Origin of the sequence: Serratia entomophila (assembly GCF_021462285.1) — a bacterium.
Taxonomy (GTDB): domain Bacteria; phylum Pseudomonadota; class Gammaproteobacteria; order Enterobacterales; family Enterobacteriaceae; genus Serratia; species Serratia entomophila.
Map to the genome: position 1 here is coordinate 496,704 of NZ_CP082787.1, position 17,796 is coordinate 514,499.

Here is a 17,796-nt window from a genome sequence, read left to right on the forward strand (position 1 = left end):
TTCCAGTCTGCAAAAAATGAATGAGTTCATCCGCTTATAAGATGTTTCAGGATTTGGTGCGGATGTCGGTCGCGGGTTTGGTTCAGCGACAGCTCATCATCGCCGGCGGCGTGCAGGGAAGACATGCGAATTTCAGTCAGCGGTTCAATCCGCCGGGTGAACGGTTGCAAATGCGCGGTGAGCGGTTTGCTGAAGATTGCGTCATTAACTACCCTGGCGCCAGGCACGCCAGTTGGGTATGCGAAAAGCAACGCATGCGGCTCCACGAATCAACTATGGGCACCCTGCTATGCATTCATTTCAGGGCGGAATGGAGGTGAGATGAAGTACGTCTTGATGTCTGTGCCGGAAAGCGGCCTGCTGTTGCCGACCCTGTGCCTCAAGCTGCCGACGGACACTTTCGCCGCGCTCAAGGCAAATCTGCAGAACCAGCTGGATAGCCCGGCGGTGGTGGAGGCTGCAGAGCAACATCTTAAGATCTATCCAATCAGCATGGTATGAGTGTCCCTTTATCACGTTAAAAATCAATATAATCGAACGTAGATAATGGGGTGGATTAAAAAGACAATGAATATCAAAGTGTTGGGAGAGAACGCCACAAGGAACAACGTCCAACAAACCCTCGTTTGCTGGACGTTGTTTAAAACGCACTTATCGGAAAGTGCCGCGGTTATTCGATACCGTATTTTTTCTCGGTTACGAATGCGGGGGCTTTCCAGTTCGGGCCTTTTTTATAACCACCTTTTCCATTAGATGAAATATAGCCTTTTTCGCGCATATTTTTCACTAAAGAAATAAGTTCAATATTTGATATGCGACTATTTCCATGCGTGGTGCAGTAACCATCTAATTGAGGGTGTGATACCCCATCATCTCTTCGCCCAGATAGGAATAAAACTATCTCCTGGATTTGTTCATTTTCAAACATCGATTTGAAATCAATCATAATTCTTCCTCTAAATTTATTCATCACCGGCTTTTAGTGCTTCTGGAGTGTATAGCAGAGAGCGGTCGCTACTTAATTTGTAGTCTTCCAACGTCGCTGTATGGGTGTTATTCCAAGTAGCACCGTCATCCTCAGGAGACACTCCGTCAGATACACCCAGTGCACGATAACGTTCCAGCTCCCTGATTTCGTGAGTATAAAAACGTTTGTCGATATCGGTGGGCTGCAGTTCCCCCGTTAGGATTTTCTCCAGACGGTCGATCATCACTTTGTTATCGGGGGATTCGCCAAACCGCCCGGTATGCAGTTTCACCTTGTCCACGTCGGCGCGGTCAATACTGGCGCCTTTCCAGTCCAGATTCTGGATGGGGCCGCCAGCCTTTGGCCCTCAGATCCCATTACCAAAGAAAATGTCCAGCAAACCCTCGTTTGTTGGACGTTACTCGAAACGTAATTTTCAGAAAAAACAGTAGATTAAAGCAGCTTGAATTTTTCTAGCGTTGCTTTTACTTCCTTTCTTAATCCGGCCTCGTCTAGCTCATAATTTTCACGATCGGAATCAGGATTATAACAGTCAGCTAAACAGAAAATAGTAGACGATGCTTCATCTACGTCTTTACCATCGATTGATAATTTTCCCATATCTCTCTCTGCTTTCCACATTGAAATATATGGATCAGCAAATTTGTTTGCGTCAATACTTGAACTGACAAATTCTTTTGCTAAATCAGTTAATTTTTTACTCATCTCAGTATTCCTTTCTCTATATAATTTTTATACTGCTGGCTGTTTACATCTAGTTTCCACCCAGAAATAAACGAACCATCTTTACTAGTAACAACCACTTTATTGGTTTTGTAATTAAAAAAGACCTTGGAATCTTCAACCAGTAAATAAGTGCCTTTTTCTACTGTACCTTTATCCTCTAAGTGTGCCTCTAGAGCATCACGAAATTTAGTCAATGTTTCACGATTTTTCTTCGTATCATTGATACCAAAATCACTAGCATGCTTAAGATACTTTTTATCCAATTGTTTCCGGGTAAAACGACCCGAATCTAAAGGATCGCTCACCATCACATAGATGGCTTCTACGCCCGCCTCCGTCGCATCCGGCTGCCACAGGATAAAGTCCTGCAAATCCTGCACCACATCCGCCGGGAAGGTCGTGACCACGATACTGTCCGCCTGCCTGACATCGGTGCCGGTATGCACGGGCGACGCGGGCACCGGTGAACCGTTGCCGGTATGTGATGGCGCTGCCGGCCCGGTTGGCACCGGATTTATAAGTATCGTCCGCGCAGGCACGTCTCCGATGGCCGGCAACGTGATTGTATCCAGTCCCGTCTGTTCGTCACGCACCGTTCTGAATATTGGCACGCCCGGCGACACACCGCCAACGCCGGTTCTGACAAAGTTTACACGCTGACTGCCATTATCGTCAGTGGTGATAAACCCGCGTACCGGCAAATTGACCGAGGTCATGCCGGGCTGGATTGTCGTCGTACCTGCCGCCAGGCTCGCCTGCAGGGCAAACAGATTGACATCCCGGCCTGGAACCTGGGCACTTCCTGCTCCGGCTTCAGTCGGGTAGAAGCCGAGTGCAAATGCACCGAGCACCGCCCCTGCCGCGACTGCGGTACCGGCTCGGATACTGCCCACCTCACTGGCTCCCCGCCACAATGCGCTCGAGGCCCAACCGGCCAGTTCGCTCGAGGTCGTCATCACGCCTTGTCCAAGCGTCGACATCTGAAGTACCCCTGGAGCACGATTGAGCACCATGGCGCCTGCGGCCGACAGTACGGCCGTGGCCGCTCGGGCTTTTTCGGGCGTGTACGCCGGGGTGTCCAGCAAACCCACCTTGCCGAACAGGGCTTTCCTGGCTTCTTCGGCCTTGCGGGCTTCCTCGGCCTTGCGGGCTTCCTCGGCCTTGCGGGCTTCCTCGGCCTTGCGGGCTTCCTCGGCCTTGCGGGCTTCTTCGGCCTTACGAGCAGCCTCCGCCTTAGCTGCAGCATCAGCAGCCTGATGCTTGCTTAGCGCGTTTTGAATATCGTCGGTGACCTGGACAACCGCTTTGGCCTGCGTTTGTTTTGCCTCATTGGGCAAGGTTTTTATCACCGTGCGATTATTGTTGCTGCCCCCGGTTTCATACCGCGTTGTGACCGTATCAGGCATCAGGTTATGCGATTTTTGCCAGGCGTCAACGATTTGCTTTTGGGATGACGGTTGCTTATCGAGAGGCTGTTTGTCAAACGCATTGCGCATTACCTTATACGTTGGTGTGGACGTCGCGGCGAGCGTGCTCGTGGGAAGGGATTGCCTTACCGCATCGCCAATCGCCGCATTGATAAGCGTCCCGTCGATAGGCCCGTCGCCGGCCCAGCTGCCACCGGAAATATGGTTTTCCGTTTTTATCTGCGCCTCAGTTTTTGTGCTGCCGGGAGTGTGGGTGGTAGGCGATGATTTGACCAGGGAACTCAAAACACGGATAGACCTTCCGTTTTAATCGACAAATGAAGTGTTTTCCGCTGTCATGACGATGCCATTCATGGTGGGATGACCATTCCTGTCAATCACCACAGGCCCAAACGGGGTCATGTAGCTGTCACCGACATTTAGGGTTTCCACCCCCGTCGAAGAGCCGGAATTATCGCGATCGCCACCATTATTACCCGTTGACTCTGTTGGCCCGGGGCGGTCCCGGTCACCAGAAACCGTCATGTTCTCTTCACCGTCCGGCGACTGCAGGCTGAATCTTGCATTCACATTAAAAAACATAAAGTGCCTCTTTTTATCAACGCATTATAAATATCCTGTTATGTGGGCAGCGCGAAAAAATGAGCCCACGATAAACAAGTGACACTCAGGTATTTAAAATGGCTTTTTCCAGCGCCGTCAGCCGCACTTCAAAGGCGTCTCGCTCGGCCTCCCGGCGTGAACGCTCGTCCTTGAGTGCCTCAACCAACAACGCCACCACGCCGTTGATATTGATGCTGCGGGCATCATTCAGCACGCTACCGTCATTGAGTTTAATGTCGGTCTGGGTCACCGACTGCGGCAGAACCGCTTCCACTTCCTGGGCAATCACCCCGGCTTCCGGCATGCCCTGTTTGAGATAGGTGTAGCCGCCAATTTTGCCGAGTTTGTCCAGCGCGCTGTCAATGGGGGTGATTTCCGTTTTCATTCGGGCATCGGAACTGATATTCCAGCCACCGCCGGTGATGGCGTAGCCGTCTTGCTTGAAGACGAACCAGTTATTTTTACTGCCATCGCCAACGTGCATCACGAGCTCGTTGTGGCTCACGCTGTCCTGGTGGTAAATATTGGCCTGTTTGTTATTCGGTCCCTGCAGATACAGTCCCTTGGTACTCGATTCTTTGCTGCCATCGGCATTCTGGGGGCGGTTGGCGAAGAACCAGGCGTCAGCGTTGCGCTTGGTCAATTGCCCAGCGGAAAGCTCGGCGTTGGCTTTAACCTGAATTTCATTCCAGTTTCCGTTCATGTCACGGTAAGAGAGCAGACCATAGTTATCACCATCACCGGTCATCCGCGATTGCATCAGCATGATTGAGGTTTTATCGCCGCTGGTGAATTTGCTTTCGATGGCGGCTGAATAATAGATTTGCCCTTTGATGAGCGGCGAGGGGCCGGTCATCGTTGTAGTGATACTGGCGTTGTGCGAAATCATTGCACCGCCGGAGATATCAACGCCATTGAGTAATGCTGCTCTGCCCGAGGCGAGGGGCCGGTCATCGTTGTAGTGATACTGGCGTTGTGCGAAATCATTGCACCGCCGGAGATATCAACGCCATTGAGTAATGCTGCTCTGCCCGAGGCGAGGTTAAATCCGAAAGGCCGTAACGTGCTCCACTGTCCATCCTGAGCCTGACCTTCCGGCGTGGTCATCATATAAAAATTTTGGCCGTCATTACGCAGTATCACACCGGTTTTGCCGGTGGCCAGGCGGAAGCCGTTAGCCGATGTGGAGACGATTTCACCGTCGCTGACGATACGTTTGCGCAGCGTGGTGAGGGATTTGAGCTCGGTGATGTCGTCATTGACACCGTTCAGTACCTGCGCGTTTTTGTTTTGTTCTGCCATGATAACTCCTCGATTTATTAATAACTTCCTGCCATGTAATTAGTTCAGGCTCGCACTTGATAGGTCGTTAACTGCGTGGCGCCTTCAGGGCGAACTTGCCTGCAAAGAACATAAATACTGTATTTATATACAGTAAAATAAGTGTGCCGGGATATAAATGTCAAATGATGATGGTTATCATTTGTTGTGTGGTGGCGGATACAAAAGGGGGGAAAGCCGGCCTGCGCTCAGTCCAGGCTGCTTTACAACACTGTGATGGTTAAGGATGAAAAGTTGACGTCTGAGGGGCTCCAGATGAATCGGCGTTGCAGCGTCTGCATATGGTCAGTACTAACGACAGAGCAACACAGGAGGATGCTGTAGCCCCTTCCTTATTATTGCTGCATAGGCAACACCCGCCCGACAGCCGCTGCTGCCAATGCAGCAGCCGGTATATGCCGTTCTTGCTCAACCTGCGGTTTTTCAACCACATCCCTCCAGCGGGCGGTTGGCACGCATCCTGCTAAAGGATTTATAACCAAAACACTGATTGCATTATCTGTAAATCAATAATGGTTATATGCACGCCGCATAACGGCGCCGACATTCAGAGGGAGAGGAAGCATGTCAGCAGCAAACAACTCGCAGCAGCCCATACGGTTCGCCTACTGGGTGCCGAACGTGTCCGGCGGGCTGGTGATCAGCAACATTCCGCAGCGCACCGGCTGGGATATCGGCTACAACCGCAAGCTGGCGCAGATCGCCGAGCGCGCCGGTTTCGATTACGCGCTCACCCAGATCCGCTTCACCGCCGGTTACGGCGCCGACAATCAGCACGAGTCGGTGTCGTTTTCGCAGGCGCTGCTGGATTCCACCGAGAAACTGAAGGTGATCGCCGCGCTGCTGCCGGGGCCGTGGAACCCCACGCTGGCGGCCAAGCAGATCGCCACCATCAGCCACCTTTCGGATGCGCGCATCGCGGTCAACATCGTCAGCGGCTGGTTCCGCGGCGAGTTCAAGGCCATCGGCGAGCCCTGGCTGGACCACGAAGAGCGCTATCTGCGTTCGGAGGAGTTCATCCGCTGCCTGCGCGGCATCTGGACCGAGCCCAGCTTCACCTTCGCCGGTGACTTTTACCGCTATCGCGATTACTCGCTGAAGCCCAAGCCGCTGGATCCGCTGCCGGAGATCTTCCAGGGCGGCAGCTCGCGGGCGGCGCGCGACATGGCGGCGCGGGTGTCGGACTGGTACTTCACCAACGGCAACAGCGTGGAGGGCATTCGCCAGCAGGTGGACGATCTGCAGACCAAGGCCAGGGCCAACCATCATCGGGTCAAGGTGGGGGTGAACGGCTTCGTCATCGCGCGCGATAGCGAGCAGGAGGCGCAGGCGGTGCTGCAGGAGATTATCGACCACGCCAACCCGGAGGCGGTGCAAGGATTCGGCCACGAAGTGAAAAACGCCGGGGCGGCTTCGCCGGAGGGCGAGGGCAACTGGGCCAAATCCTCGTTCGAGGACCTGGTGCAGTACAACGACGGCTTTAAAACCAACCTGATCGGCACGCCGCAGCAAATCGCCGAGCGCATCATCGCGCTGAAAGACGCCGGGGTGGACCTGATGCTGCTGGCGTTCCTGCACTTCCAGGAGGAGGTAGAGTTTTTCGGCCGCGAGGTGATCCCGCTGGTGCGCGAACTGGAGCGCCGGCGGGCCGCGGCCTGAGATCAGTAAATCTTCCTGGCGTTGATGCCGGCGGGGAAAATGCCGGTGGCGAAGATGTGCCCGTCCACCTGGATATGGTCGTCGGGCAGCATCTCCAGCGGGTATTCCCCGGCCAGATAGTTGAGGAAGTTGTTGCGATCGTCGATCGAAGGGAAGCCGAGCAGATCGTAATAGAACAGCGACGCGATCAGCCCGTGATGTTCGGGGATCCGCTTCAGCAGCGCCGCCGACGGGAACGGCAGGTGGAAGAAGAACGCGCAGGCGTTCAGCAGCCCCTGCTCCTTCAGCGCCTGGCCGCAGGGCAACAGCTGATAGTCGTCGATGCAGATGATGTCATCCGGGCACAGGTATTCGCTGGCGATATCGGCGAAGCGCCGGTTGAGCTGGCGGTAGGCGCGGTAGTTCTCCGGCGTGAAGTGCGCTTTCTCCGGCTGGTTATGGAACACCGGCCACAGGCCGTCGTGGTAGTAGCCCTGATAGTGGCGGCAAAATTCCTCTATCGACAGCGGGAAGGTCACCTGCTCATAGCCGGCGCTGTGCCGGTAGCTGATCGGGCGCCGGCCGAAGTTCTGCACCTCGCCGTTCCAGCCCAGCCACAGCCCCTGATCGTCGTCCACCAGGCCGCCCGCCGACAAGGTTTGGCTGGCGCAGGCCAGATCCTGGCTGTCGCACTGCTTATTCGAGATCAACACCAAACGAGACATGGTCGCTTCCTTCTCAGTGAATGGATCGGGCGGTTTGCAGCGCGCCGCAGGCCCGCCACGGCGTCAGGCCGGCCGGCGAGCTCACGCGCAGGCCGCGCATCGCCGGGTGCGCCAGGCAGCAGCGCATCAGCCAACTGCCCAGCCCGACGCCGCGGTATTCGGCGCTGATGAACAGCAGGCTGACCGACGCCCGGGTGGCGTAGTCGGTCACCACCCGGGCGAAGCCGAGCTGGTGGCGTTTGCGATACAGGCCAAAGCACAGGTTGCGGCTATCCAGCGCGGCCGGATCGATGTCCTGCCGCAGGCAGCGGCGCAGGAAATCGGCGTCCAGTAATCGCCGGTCGGTGCTGATATGAAAGGCGCCTTTGCGCCAGCACAGGATGGGCTGATGTTCAGTGAAGATCGGTAGCGACTGCATGTTGATGGTTATCCTTTTTCGGGCAAACATATCCTGCCGCCCGCAGCGAAAACGGGCGGCGCAACAAGGGGGCGTTAAAGCATCCAGCCGAGCTCCGCGGCGGTCACCTGCTCTTCAAAGCGGTGCAGTTCGGCGCTTTTGCAGGTGTGCCACAGGGTGCAGAACGCCGGGCCGAGCAGCTCGCGCAGCGGCTGGCTGTGGCGGAACAGCGCCAGGGCCTCTTGCTGGCTGAGCGGCAGCGGCGCGGCGCCGTCGTTCTCGTAGCCGTTGGTGGCCGGCGGCAGCGGCAAAGGCTGTTCCAGCCCGTGCAGCAGGCCGCCGAGTATCGCCGCCAGCGCCAGATAGGGGTTGGCGTCGGCGCCCGCCAGCCGGTATTCGATGCGCTGATTGGCGCCGTCGGCGCAGGGCAGGCGCAGCGCCACCGTGCGGTTGTTGTGGCCCCAGGAGGCGCGCAGCGGCACGTGCATGCCGGGGCGGAAACGGCGGAAGGCGTTGATATTGGGCGCCAGGATCGCCATCGACGCCGGCATCAGCACCAGCATGCCGGCCATCGCCTGCTGCATGTTGTCGCTCAGCTCGCCCGGCGCGCCGGTCAGCAGATTCTCGCCATGCTCGTCCTGCAGGCTGATGTGGAAATGCAGCCCGCTGCCGGCGGCGTGCGCGCAGGGCTTGGCCATAAAGCAGGCGTGCTGGCGGTGCCGTTCCGCCATCTGCCGCGTCAGCCTTTTCAGCGCCAGGATCTGGTCGCAGGCCTCCAGCACCCGCGGGCTGTGGTGCAGATTCAGCTCGTACTGGCCGGAGGCGGCCTCGGCCACCACCCCGCTCAGCGGCAGCCCCTGCAGGCGGGCGTGCCGTTCGATGTCGTGCAGCAGGGCGTGGTGGCGCTCGGGCGCATCCACCGCGAAGCTCTGCGTCGGGCATGGGTCGGCGTCCGCCGGTTGCTGCGGATCCTGCAGATAAAACTCCAGCTCGGCCGCCACCACCGGGAAGCAGTTGCGGGCGTGCAGGCGCTTCAGCACCTGCTGCAGCACCACCCGCGGTTCCAGCTCGCAGGCGCCGCCGTCGGCGTTTTGCATCGTCAGCAACAGCTGCGCATGGCGCTGCGGATCGCGGGCGCAGGGGCGCAGCGTGCCGGGCACCGGCAGGCACAGGCGATCCGGTTCGCCCGCCAGCTGCCCCAGCCCGCTCTCTTCAATCACCCGGCCGTGCAGGTCCATGGCGTAAATCGACAGCGGGAAATAGCAGCCTTTCTCCAGCGAGAACGCCTCGGCGATCGGCAGCCGCTTGCCGCGTAGCTGGCCGTTGAGATCGTTGAGGTAAATATCGAGCTGTTCGGTATCCGGATAGCGCTGCAGATATTGCTCCAGCTCTTTACGGAATGAACGGCCGTGCAGGGCGGGGATCTCCGCCAGCATAGGGTTGAAACCGATGATATTAGCGTGCATGGCGCCCTCCTAATCGGAGGCGAACAACGACCAGCGGCAGGGATAAACGCATGAGACAACCACTCTTGTGAGGCCATATTGGCGATGTGAAAAGGGTATCTGCGGCGTGCAAAACTGTCTGTAAAAACGCCGTAACGTTAACGGGCCGCGGAATAAAAATGCCGTAAAGAGCGCGGCGGGTTGACCGGGTCGGCACGGTCTATACTGGCGAGACGGGCCGTAGAAGGAGAGATAACGATGAAGAGAATAGGGCTGCTTATCGCCGCGCTGGCCGCGTTCAACGCCACTGCGTCTTCCCCACAGGCGTGGGCCAAGAGCGAACGGGCGATGCGCGCCGCCTGCCTGAAAGCCAGCGGGCTAAAAAACGCCAGGGTGGAAGGGGAGATTATTCACTACGGTGACGACGTCGGTTATTCGGCGCTGTTTATCGGCGGCCGCTACCCGCAGCCGTTTATGAAGAATAAGTCGGGCAGGGAGCTGTGTTTATATCAGCGCGCCACACAGAAGGCGGCGGTGCAGGCGGTGGAGGGGGATTAGACCGACTTCAGGAGATAGTTCAGGAGACACATGATGATTAAGAGTGCTCCTTGTAACATTAATAATCTGAAATCATTACGGATCCAATTTTTTAACCTTGGTGATGAAGCTGCTCGAACGAAATCGTAGGTTTTGGGACTTAGCCAAACGTTGCGAGTCAGTTTTAATTTCCGGTTGTTCAAAATCCAACGAAACCACTGGGCTTTTAGTGAAACACCGATGAAGTTAAGGTTGTCCGCTATCACGACAAAAAGTGGAACAGGGTGTTTACTCACCACATAGTGTTGATAAAAGAGATCAAACTCTTTTTTATGAAGTCGATAGTAAATAAATTGGATAATAGCGATAAGAAGGAAAAGAAAGAATAGTAATACCACTAAGAGTTTTATCTCTTTTATGTAAGACTCAATATAATTGATCATTTTTATACGCTGATTTTGATGAGATAAATAAAAATACAGCCCACGGTGGTAATAATGGCTTCTACGAGCAAAAGTATAAAGTCCATCGCCAGCCACTTCTGTAGCTCAGGAGAGGCGGTTTTTTGCACGAAATCGTAGGTTTTCGCATCGAGCCAAACTTGATCCCTTATTTTTATTTTTTTCCTTTTCAGAATCCAAAGAAACCACTGTGCTTTCAATGAGGTTCCAAGCATGCCGAGGCTATCGGCAAAGGCGACGTAGGGCGGAATAAAATGTCCGCTGCCGGCGTAACGTTGATAGAAAGCATCAAACTCTTTTTTATGGCGACGGTAACCAATGAACTGGATGAAGGCGCTTAAAACCAGCAATATCAAACACGATATGACGATAAATTTCATCATTCACCTACCACTAACGTCGTCAAATAATCGGAACCCATGCCACCCAGTGTGGATCCTGCTGCGCCGCCTATAGCGGCTCCAGCGATACCACAAACGATCGCACCTGTTCCTGCTGTTGCTGCACCTAACACAATTGAACAGGCTGCAATCGCAAGACCTGCACCTGCATTCCCTACCCAAATCCCCGCCGCAGTACTTGCCGCAAAATGACTGTATCCCTTCACCGCGATCTTGGCGCACTCCTGTTCGCGACCGGTGGTGCAGGCGTTGTAGACGTCGTTGGTGGTATTCAGCCCACTCAATCCGATGCCGATCCAGCCGCCGGCTTTCATAAACTTGGCCGCCCGGCTGGCGCTGTCGACGTAGTTCGAATAACCCTTGATGGCGCCGACGCCGGCGGTGCTCCATTCATGCACCAGCGATTTACTGGAGAGCCCTAGCGCGTGTTTGATTTGCGCATACTCTTTCATATTGAGTTGAGCACGAGTAAGGCGATTCAGTAACGGTTTTAATGTACCGAACAGCCGCGCTCGTTCCACCTGAAACTGGGTGCCAATCAACGCGCCACTCGTGCGGAACTGATTTTGGTAGGTTTTTTCAATCTCGACCAGGATATTTTTGATCTGGCTGAAGTAGCGTTCTCCGGCATCCGAAGCCAGCCCGACGACCGTTTCCCCATAGCTGGTGAAGGCGGCGATAGCGGCGTAATTGCGGTGCAAGAAGGTGGAGAAATCGCTGTCACCAGCTTTCACCGCTTTGCTGGTGCGGCTCTTGGCCTGCATCAGGGCGGCGATCTGCGTAGATTGGTTATGATTGCGCGGATCGGCGACGATCAGCATTTGCCCCGGTTGAACCAGCGGCGTATCGGCATTGAGCTGCATAAAAAAGCGTGCCGCTTCCGATGGCTTGCCACCGAACAGATAGTTGGCGTGGAAGGCGAGCGGGCCGGTTTGTTGGGCGATGCAATAGCCCGGTGCAATGCTGCTGGACTTCTGTTCCATGTCGAAAAGCCTCCTTATTTTTAGGAAACTTAACATTTTCTACAGGGTGGTAACAGGTTCTGGCTCACGCTCTCGATCGGAGAATCATCTGAAAATGCTGGTGCCGCTTTACCCGCCACTCCCCGCCATCTCCCGTTCGATTACCGTCGCCAGCGCCTGGGCGGCGGAAGAGAGCTGATGCTGCGCCAGGCGGATCAGTCCCACCCGCCGTTCGATGATCGGGCCAAACAGCGGCACGCACACCGCCCCCAGTTCGCCCATCTGCCGTTCGCACAGCGCCGGCACCGCGCTGGCGCCGAGGCCGTTGGCCACCATGCGGCCGACCGTCACCAGCTGATGGCTTTCAAACGCCACCTCCAGCGTTCTGCCGCTGCGCGCCAGCTCCTGCTCCAGCAGCAGGCGCACCGCCGAAGGGCGCTGCAGGGTGATGAAATCCAGCGTCAGCAGCTCCTTCCAGCTCACCTGCGCCCGGTGCGCCAGCGCCGAATCCTTCGGCACCACCGCCACGAATCGGTCGCTGCACAGCGGGGTGAAGTGCAGGCTGTCGCTTGGCTCCGGTTCGAAGGCGATGCCCATCTCCACCCGGCCTTCGCGGATCATTTCAAACACCTGCTCGTTAATCACGTCGTGCACCGCCACGTTGATGCCGGCATAGCGATCGCGGAACGCCTTGAGGATCGGCGGCAGCGGGTTGCCGGCGAATGACGGCATGGCGGCGATTGCCACCTTGCCCCGCTGCAGGGTGAAACGCTGGCGCATCGCCTCTTCCGCGTTGTCCCAGTCCGCCAGCAGCTGGCGCGCCATCGGAAAGAAACTTTCCCCCTCCGGCGTCAACGCCACCCGGCGGGTGGTGCGCAGCAGCAGCGGGCCGCCCAGCGCCTCTTCCAGCCCGCGGATCGCCAGGCTGAGCGCCGGCTGGGAAATATTCAGCCGCTCGCTGGCCTGGGCGAAGTTAAGAGTGTGAGCTACCGCTAAAAACGCGCGTAACTGTTTGATGCTCATTTTCATTTTTGTTTTGGTTAACTCTTTGTAAATTTAAGGTTAACGATTGATTAATAAAAATTCTAAATGAATGGGGCATAAAAACAAAATTAACAAATCATTTTTGTGACCTGAAGATGCCTTGGCGTAAGCAAGGGCATTTCGCCCTGCGCCACAGAATTCAGGGGCAAGGATATGGCAGGGTTCGACAAACGCGTCGGCAGCTATCAGGAAGCGCTGGATGGCCTGACGGACAACATGACGGTGCTGGCGGGCGGTTTCGGCCTGTGCGGCATCCCGGAAAACCTGATCAATGAGATTCGCCGCCGCGGGGCGCGCGGCCTGACGGTGGTCTCCAACAACTGCGGCGTCGACGGCTTCGGCCTTGGGCTGCTGCTGGAAACCCGCCAAATCCGCAAGGTGGTCGGTTCCTACGTCGGCGAGAACGCGCTGTTCGAACAGCAGGCGCTCAGCGGCGAGCTGGAGGTGGAGCTGACGCCGCAGGGCACGCTGGCGGAGAAAATCCGCGCCGGCGGCGCCGGTATTCCGGCGTTCTTCACCGCCACCGGCTACGGCACTCCGGTGGCGGAAGGCAAGGAGGTGCGTGAGTTCAACGGCCGCCCCTACATCATGGAAACCGCCATCACCGGCGACTTCGCCATCATCAAAGGCTGGAAGGCCGACCACTTCGGCAACGTCATCTATCGCCATACCGCGCAAAACTTCAACCCGCTGATGGCCACCGCCGGGCGTATCACGGTGGTGGAGGTGGAAGAGATCGTCGCGCCGGGCGAGCTGGATCCGGCGGCGATCCACACCCCGGGCATTTACGTCGACCGGCTGATCCAGGGCAGCTTCGAAAAGCGCATCGAGCAGCGCACCCTGCGGGCATAAGGAGAACAGGCATGCTTACCCGTGAACAAATGGCGCAGCGCGTGGCGCAGGAGCTGCAGGACGGTTACTACGTCAACCTGGGCATCGGCATCCCGACGCTGGTGGCCAACTACGTGCCGCCGGGCATGGACGTGATGCTGCAGTCGGAAAACGGCCTGCTGGGGATGGGCGAGTTCCCGACCGAACAACAGCTGGACGCCGACATGATCAACGCCGGCAAACAGACCGTGACCGCGCGCATCGGCGCGTCGATCTTCGATTCGGCGCAGTCGTTCGCCATGATCCGCGGCGGCCACGTCGATCTTACCGTGCTGGGGGCGTTCGAAGTGGACGTCGAGGGCAACATCGCCTCGTGGATGATCCCCGGCAAGATGGTCAAGGGCATGGGCGGCGCGATGGATCTGGTGGCGGGGGCGGAGAACATCATCGTGGTGATGACCCACGCCTCCAAGGGCGGCGAATCCAAGCTGCTGCCGCGCTGCACGCTGCCGCTGACCGGCGCCGGCTGTATCCGCAAGGTATTGACCGATTTGGCCTATCTGGAAATCGAGGACGGCGCCTTCGTGCTGCGCGAGCGCGCGCCCGGCGTCAGCGTGGAAGAGATCGTCGCCAAAACCGCCGGCCGGCTGATTGTGCCGCCGACGGTGCCTGAAATGCGTTTCTAGAACTGGAGGTGAATGTGCAACAACGTGAAGTGGTTATTGTGGCCGCCACCCGCACCCCGGTGGGCGGCTTTCACGGCGCGCTGGCGCCGCTGACGGCGGTGGAACTCGGCACCGTGGTGGTGAAAGCGCTGCTGGAACGCAGCGGCGTGCCGCCGCAGCAGGTGGATGAAGTGATCCTCGGCCAGGTGCTGACCGCCGGCTGCGGCCAGAACCCGGCGCGGCAGACGGCGTTGAACGCCGGGCTGCCCGATGCGGTGCCGGCGCTGACCGTCAACAAGGTGTGCGGCTCGGGCCTGAAGGCTGTCCAGTTGGCGGTGCAGGCCATCCGCTGCGGCGACGCCGAAGCCGTCATCGCCGGCGGCCAGGAGAGCATGAGCCAGTCGCCCTACCTGATGAACGGCGCGCGCGCCGGTCTGCGCCTCGGCCACGCCCAGCTGGTCGACAGCGTGATCCACGACGGCCTGTGGGACGCCTTCAACGATTACCACATGGGCATCACCGCCGAGAATCTGGCGGAGAAATACGCCATCAGCCGCGAAGAGCAGGACGGGTTTGCGCTGGCTTCGCAGCAGAAGGCCCAGGCGGCGCAGCAGGCCGGGCGCTTTGCGCAGGAAATAACCCCGGTCACGGTGCCGAAGCCGAAGGGCGAAGCGCTGCGCGTCGAGCGCGACGAACAGCCGCGCGGCGACACCAGCCTGGAAGGGCTGGCGCGGCTGCGCCCGGCGTTTCGCCAAGAGGGGACGGTGACCGCCGGCAATGCGTCATCGCTGAACGACGGCGCGGCGGCGGTGCTGCTGATGAGCGCCGAAAAGGCCGCCGAGCTGCAGTTGCCGGTGCTGGCGCGCATTGCCGGCTATGCCGCCGCGGGCGTCGATCCGGCGTTCATGGGCATCGGCCCGGTGCCCGCCGCGCGCCGCTGTCTGGAGAAGGCCGGCTGGTCGCTGGACGAGGTCGATCTGATCGAAGCCAACGAAGCCTTCGCCGCGCAGGCGCTGGCGGTGGGTAAGGAGCTGGGCTGGGATGCGGAGCGGGTTAACGTCAACGGCGGGGCGATAGCGTTGGGCCACCCGATCGGCGCTTCCGGCTGCCGCATTCTGGTCACGCTGCTGCACGAGATGCAGCGCCGTGAAGTGAACAAGGGGCTGGCGATGCTGTGCATCGGCGGCGGGCAGGGCGTGGCGCTGGCGGTTGAGCGCGTTGGATAACCCGAGGAGATCATGATGCGTTCACCTGAGTATGTGGTGCTGGGCGCCGGGCTGATGGGGGTTGGCATCGCCAGCCACTTTGCCCGCCACGGCCACGCGGTGCTGCTGTATGACCCGGATCCGCAGCGGCTGGCGGAAGCGCCGGCGGTAGTGGGCGGCATTCTGGCGGAGCTGAGCGCGGTGGGGCAGTTCGCCGCCGCCGATCGTGACGCCGCGCTGGCGCGGCTGAGCGTGAGCGGCCAACTGAACGACGTGGCGCGCGCCCGGCTGCTGATCGAAGCGATCCCCGAGCGGCTCGAGCTGAAGCACGCGCTGTACGAGCAGCTGGAGGGGCTGATCGCCGACGACGCGGTGATCGCCAGCAACACCAGCGGCCTGCCGCCGGACGAGCTGGCGGTGCGCATGACCCATCCGCAGCGGCTGCTGATCGCCCATTTCTGGAACCCGCCGCACCTGATCCCGCTGGTGGAGATCGTGCCCGGCAGCGCCACCGAGCCGCGTCATCTGGCGGCGGTGCAGGCGCTGCTGAGCGGCATGGCGCTGGAGGCGGTAGTGCTGGATCGCGCCGCGCCGGGCTTTGTCGGCAACCGGCTGCAGTTTGCGGTGCTGCGCGAGGCGCTGCACATCGTGTACAGCGGCATCGCCAGCGCCGAGGTGGTGGATCAGGTGATGCGCGCCTCGCTGGGGCGGCGCTATGCGATGGTCGGCCCGCTGGAGGCCGCCGACATGACCGGGCTGGAAACGGTGGCGGATATCGCCCGCCACCTGCTGCCGGAGCTGGCGACCGATAGCGGCATGATGGCGCTGGTGGCGCAGCGCCTGCAGCAGGGCGATACCGGGCTGCGCAGCGGCCAGGGGTTTTATCGCTGGGATGAAGCGCGCAGGGAGCGCATCCAACAGAGGCGGGCGCACCAGCTGCGCTTTGCCCTGAAACCTTAATTTCTCACTCCGTACCTGACAATAACAATGAGACTGAGGTGACCGATGAGCGTTTTGATTGCCCTGGCAGCACTGGGATTACTGATGCTGGCCGCCTACCGCGGCTACAGCGTGATTTTGTTCGCCCCGATCGCCGCGCTGGGCGCGGTACTGTTGACCGACCCCGGCGCGGTGGCGCCGACCTTCACCGGGCTGTTTATGGAAAAAATGGTTGGCTTCGTCAAACTCTACTTCCCGGTGTTCCTGCTGGGGGCGGTGTTCGGCAAGCTGATTGAGCTGTCCGGTTTTTCCCGCTCGATCGTAGCGGCGGCGATCAACCTCCTCGGCCGCCGCCACGCCATTCCGGTGATCGTGCTGGTGTGCGCGCTGCTGACCTACGGCGGGGTATCGTTGTTCGTGGTGGCGTTCGCGGTGTATCCGTTCGCCGCCGAGCTGTTCCGCCAGAGCGGCATTCCCAAGCGGCTGATCCCGGCGACGGTGGCGCTCGGCGCGTTCTCCTTCACCATGGATGCCTTGCCCGGCACGCCGCAGATCCAGAACATCATCCCGACCAGTTTCTTCGGCACCAACGCCTGGGCCGCGCCCTGGCTGGGGCTGATCGGCTCGCTGTTCATCATTGCGGTCGGGCTGCTGTATCTTGAACGCCAGCGGCGCAAGGCGCAGCTGAGCGGCGAGGGCTACGGCACCGAACTGCAGAACGAACCGGAAACCCCGGACAACATCAACCTGCCCAATCCGCTGATCGCCATTATGCCGTTGATCCTGGTCGGGCTGCTCAACCTCGGTTTCACTCACTGGATCCCGCAGTGGTATGGCGCCAGCCACCAGCTGCTGCTGCCGGGGCTGGCCAAGCCCATCGTCACCGAAGTCGGCAAGATCACCGCCATCTGGGCGGTGGAGGCGGCGCTGGTGTCGGGTATTCTGCTGGTGGTGGTTTTCGGCTTGCGCAATATTCGCGGGCGGCTGGCGGAAGGCAGCAAAACCGCGGTCAGCGGGGCGATTCTGGCGGCGATGAACACCGCCTCGGAATACGGCTTCGGCGCGGTGATCGCCGCGCTGCCGGGCTTTATGGCGCTGTCGCACGCGCTGGCGGCCATTCCCAATCCGCTGCTGAATGAGGCCGTCAGCGTTACCCTGCTGGCCGGCATCACCGGCTCGGCCTCCGGCGGCATGAGCATCGCGCTGGCGGCGATGTCCGACAGCTTCATCGCCGCAGCCCATGCGGCGCAAATTCCGCTGGAAGTGCTGCACCGGGTGGCCGCGATGGCCAGCGGCGGCATGGATACCCTGCCGCACAACGGCGCGGTGATCACCCTGTTGGCGATCACCGGCCTCAGCCACCGGCAGGCCTATGGCGGCATCTTCGCCATCACCCTGATCAAGAGCGCCGCGGTGCTGTTCGTTATCGGCGTGTTCTACCTGACCGGCATTGTTTAAAGG

The 17,796-nt window shown here is 59.0% G+C and carries 21 protein-coding genes and 1 pseudogene; 9 read left to right on the forward strand and 13 right to left on the reverse strand.

Features of this window, described 5'->3' with window-relative positions; all coding sequences use genetic code 11:
- Positions 1-20 precede the first annotated feature (20 nt).
- Together KHA73_RS02300 and KHA73_RS02305 are read left to right on the forward strand one after the other, a co-directional pair.
- On the forward strand, positions 21-320 hold the full coding sequence (locus KHA73_RS02300) for a hypothetical protein (RefSeq protein WP_234588168.1): 300 nt from the start codon (positions 21-23) through the stop codon (positions 318-320).
- A gap of 1 nt (position 321) precedes the next feature.
- Positions 322-501 carry a hypothetical protein gene (locus KHA73_RS02305; protein WP_234588170.1) on the forward strand — a complete coding sequence of 60 codons (180 nt, stop codon included), beginning with the start codon at positions 322-324 and terminating at the stop codon, positions 499-501.
- A 169-nt stretch (positions 502-670) separates the two neighbouring features.
- On the opposite strand, the gene KHA73_RS02310 is transcribed toward KHA73_RS02305, so the two are convergent.
- The 7 genes and pseudogenes from KHA73_RS02310 to KHA73_RS24595 form a co-directional block, all read right to left on the reverse strand.
- Entirely contained in the window at positions 671-946 is a 276-nt protein-coding gene (locus tag KHA73_RS02310) for a hypothetical protein (RefSeq protein ID WP_234588171.1), read from the reverse strand.
- 16 nt (positions 947-962) lie between these two features.
- Positions 963-1,328 (reverse strand): annotated as a pseudogene (locus KHA73_RS02315) (S-type pyocin domain-containing protein); the annotation flags it as partial.
- Positions 1,329-1,420: 92 nt separating this feature from the next.
- On the reverse strand, positions 1,421-1,693 hold the full coding sequence (locus KHA73_RS02320; protein WP_234588181.1) for a colicin immunity domain-containing protein: 273 nt from the start codon (positions 1,691-1,693) through the stop codon (positions 1,421-1,423).
- On the reverse strand, positions 1,690-3,426 hold the full coding sequence (locus KHA73_RS02325; protein ID WP_234588183.1) for an S-type pyocin domain-containing protein: 1,737 nt from the start codon (positions 3,424-3,426) through the stop codon (positions 1,690-1,692). Before KHA73_RS02325 ends, KHA73_RS02320 begins: the two co-directional genes overlap by 4 nt.
- 21 nt (positions 3,427-3,447) lie before the next feature.
- Positions 3,448-3,723, reverse strand: a complete 276-nt coding sequence (locus KHA73_RS02330; RefSeq protein WP_234588192.1) for a hypothetical protein — start codon at positions 3,721-3,723, stop codon at positions 3,448-3,450.
- Between the two features lie 85 nt (positions 3,724-3,808).
- Positions 3,809-4,633, reverse strand: coding sequence for a tail fiber domain-containing protein (locus tag KHA73_RS02335; protein ID WP_314725578.1), 825 nt, complete (start codon positions 4,631-4,633; stop codon positions 3,809-3,811).
- On the reverse strand, positions 4,630-5,046 hold the full coding sequence (locus KHA73_RS24595) for a phage tail fiber protein (protein ID WP_314725579.1): 417 nt from the start codon (positions 5,044-5,046) through the stop codon (positions 4,630-4,632). Before KHA73_RS24595 ends, KHA73_RS02335 begins: the two co-directional genes overlap by 4 nt.
- 603 nt (positions 5,047-5,649) lie before the next feature.
- On the opposite strand from KHA73_RS24595, the gene sfnG reads away from it, so the two are divergent.
- Positions 5,650-6,744, forward strand: a complete 1,095-nt coding sequence (gene sfnG / locus KHA73_RS02340; protein WP_234588194.1) for a dimethylsulfone monooxygenase SfnG — start codon at positions 5,650-5,652, stop codon at positions 6,742-6,744.
- Between the two features lie 2 nt (positions 6,745-6,746).
- Here sfnG and KHA73_RS02345 read toward each other — a convergent pair whose 3' ends face one another.
- The 3 genes from KHA73_RS02345 to KHA73_RS02355 form a co-directional block, all read right to left on the reverse strand.
- The gene (locus KHA73_RS02345; RefSeq protein WP_234588196.1) at positions 6,747-7,448 is read right to left on the reverse strand and encodes a trehalose-6-phosphate synthase; all 702 of its coding nucleotides are present in this window, start codon (positions 7,446-7,448) and stop codon (positions 6,747-6,749) included.
- A 13-nt stretch (positions 7,449-7,461) separates the two neighbouring features.
- Positions 7,462-7,866 carry a GNAT family N-acetyltransferase gene (locus KHA73_RS02350; RefSeq protein ID WP_234588197.1) on the reverse strand — a complete coding sequence of 135 codons (405 nt, stop codon included), beginning with the start codon at positions 7,864-7,866 and terminating at the stop codon, positions 7,462-7,464.
- A 74-nt stretch (positions 7,867-7,940) separates the two neighbouring features.
- Entirely contained in the window at positions 7,941-9,311 is a 1,371-nt protein-coding gene (locus KHA73_RS02355; RefSeq protein ID WP_234588198.1) for a glutamine synthetase family protein, read from the reverse strand.
- Positions 9,312-9,548: 237 nt separating this feature from the next.
- On the opposite strand from KHA73_RS02355, the gene KHA73_RS02360 reads away from it, so the two are divergent.
- Positions 9,549-9,848: a hypothetical protein gene (locus tag KHA73_RS02360; protein WP_061794800.1), complete on the forward strand. Its 300-nt coding sequence runs from the start codon at positions 9,549-9,551 to the stop codon at positions 9,846-9,848.
- A gap of 424 nt (positions 9,849-10,272) precedes the next feature.
- On the opposite strand, the gene KHA73_RS02365 is transcribed toward KHA73_RS02360, so the two are convergent.
- The 3 genes from KHA73_RS02365 to KHA73_RS02375 all read right to left on the reverse strand — a co-directional run bounded on the left by KHA73_RS02365 (position 10,273) and on the right by KHA73_RS02375 (position 12,680).
- On the reverse strand, positions 10,273-10,668 hold the full coding sequence (locus KHA73_RS02365; protein ID WP_025305147.1) for a hypothetical protein: 396 nt from the start codon (positions 10,666-10,668) through the stop codon (positions 10,273-10,275).
- A complete protein-coding gene (locus KHA73_RS02370) occupies positions 10,668-11,672 on the reverse strand; it encodes a hypothetical protein (protein ID WP_089192531.1) in 1,005 nt (334 codons plus the stop codon). The genes KHA73_RS02365 and KHA73_RS02370 overlap by 1 nt, the downstream gene beginning before the upstream one ends.
- A gap of 108 nt (positions 11,673-11,780) precedes the next feature.
- The gene (locus KHA73_RS02375) at positions 11,781-12,680 is read right to left on the reverse strand and encodes a LysR family transcriptional regulator (RefSeq protein ID WP_234588209.1); all 900 of its coding nucleotides are present in this window, start codon (positions 12,678-12,680) and stop codon (positions 11,781-11,783) included.
- 168 nt (positions 12,681-12,848) lie between these two features.
- Here KHA73_RS02375 and KHA73_RS02380 point away from each other — a divergent pair, with 168 nt between their 5' ends.
- From KHA73_RS02380 to KHA73_RS02400, 5 genes are read left to right on the forward strand one after another with little or no spacing between them, the layout of a single operon-like run.
- Positions 12,849-13,547: a CoA transferase subunit A gene (locus KHA73_RS02380; protein WP_234588211.1), complete on the forward strand. Its 699-nt coding sequence runs from the start codon at positions 12,849-12,851 to the stop codon at positions 13,545-13,547.
- Positions 13,548-13,558: 11 nt separating this feature from the next.
- On the forward strand, positions 13,559-14,212 hold the full coding sequence (locus KHA73_RS02385) for a CoA transferase subunit B (protein WP_234588220.1): 654 nt from the start codon (positions 13,559-13,561) through the stop codon (positions 14,210-14,212).
- 14 nt (positions 14,213-14,226) lie between these two features.
- A complete protein-coding gene (locus KHA73_RS02390) occupies positions 14,227-15,417 on the forward strand; it encodes an acetyl-CoA C-acetyltransferase (protein WP_234588222.1) in 1,191 nt (396 codons plus the stop codon).
- Positions 15,418-15,432: 15 nt separating this feature from the next.
- Complete coding sequence (locus tag KHA73_RS02395) at positions 15,433-16,356, forward strand: 3-hydroxyacyl-CoA dehydrogenase family protein (RefSeq protein ID WP_234591170.1); 924 nt, start codon at positions 15,433-15,435, stop codon at positions 16,354-16,356.
- A 45-nt stretch (positions 16,357-16,401) separates the two neighbouring features.
- Complete coding sequence (locus KHA73_RS02400) at positions 16,402-17,793, forward strand: GntP family permease (protein ID WP_234588224.1); 1,392 nt, start codon at positions 16,402-16,404, stop codon at positions 17,791-17,793.
- Positions 17,794-17,796: the final 3 nt, after the last annotated feature.

Coding starts and splice junctions, on each gene's coding strand:
- KHA73_RS02335 (WP_314725578.1), bottom strand. CDS start 4,633: ATGATTTCGCACAACGCCAGTATCACTACAACGATGACCGGCCCCTCG.
- KHA73_RS02305 (WP_234588170.1), top strand. CDS start 322: ATGAAGTACGTCTTGATGTCTGTGCCGGAAAGCGGCCTGCTGTTGCCG.
- KHA73_RS02400 (WP_234588224.1), top strand. CDS start 16,402: ATGAGCGTTTTGATTGCCCTGGCAGCACTGGGATTACTGATGCTGGCC.
- KHA73_RS02385 (WP_234588220.1), top strand. CDS start 13,559: ATGCTTACCCGTGAACAAATGGCGCAGCGCGTGGCGCAGGAGCTGCAG.
- KHA73_RS24595 (WP_314725579.1), bottom strand. CDS start 5,046: ATGGCAGAACAAAACAAAAACGCGCAGGTACTGAACGGTGTCAATGAC.
- KHA73_RS02320 (WP_234588181.1), bottom strand. CDS start 1,693: ATGAGTAAAAAATTAACTGATTTAGCAAAAGAATTTGTCAGTTCAAGT.
- KHA73_RS02370 (WP_089192531.1), bottom strand. CDS start 11,672: ATGGAACAGAAGTCCAGCAGCATTGCACCGGGCTATTGCATCGCCCAA.
- KHA73_RS02355 (WP_234588198.1), bottom strand. CDS start 9,311: ATGCACGCTAATATCATCGGTTTCAACCCTATGCTGGCGGAGATCCCC.
- sfnG (WP_234588194.1), top strand. CDS start 5,650: ATGTCAGCAGCAAACAACTCGCAGCAGCCCATACGGTTCGCCTACTGG.
- KHA73_RS02375 (WP_234588209.1), bottom strand. CDS start 12,680: ATGAAAATGAGCATCAAACAGTTACGCGCGTTTTTAGCGGTAGCTCAC.
- KHA73_RS02360 (WP_061794800.1), top strand. CDS start 9,549: ATGAAGAGAATAGGGCTGCTTATCGCCGCGCTGGCCGCGTTCAACGCC.
- KHA73_RS02365 (WP_025305147.1), bottom strand. CDS start 10,668: ATGAAATTTATCGTCATATCGTGTTTGATATTGCTGGTTTTAAGCGCC.
- KHA73_RS02345 (WP_234588196.1), bottom strand. CDS start 7,448: ATGTCTCGTTTGGTGTTGATCTCGAATAAGCAGTGCGACAGCCAGGAT.
- KHA73_RS02310 (WP_234588171.1), bottom strand. CDS start 946: ATGATTGATTTCAAATCGATGTTTGAAAATGAACAAATCCAGGAGATA.
- KHA73_RS02300 (WP_234588168.1), top strand. CDS start 21: ATGAGTTCATCCGCTTATAAGATGTTTCAGGATTTGGTGCGGATGTCG.
- KHA73_RS02330 (WP_234588192.1), bottom strand. CDS start 3,723: ATGTTTTTTAATGTGAATGCAAGATTCAGCCTGCAGTCGCCGGACGGT.
- KHA73_RS02395 (WP_234591170.1), top strand. CDS start 15,433: ATGCGTTCACCTGAGTATGTGGTGCTGGGCGCCGGGCTGATGGGGGTT.
- KHA73_RS02380 (WP_234588211.1), top strand. CDS start 12,849: ATGGCAGGGTTCGACAAACGCGTCGGCAGCTATCAGGAAGCGCTGGAT.
- KHA73_RS02350 (WP_234588197.1), bottom strand. CDS start 7,866: ATGCAGTCGCTACCGATCTTCACTGAACATCAGCCCATCCTGTGCTGG.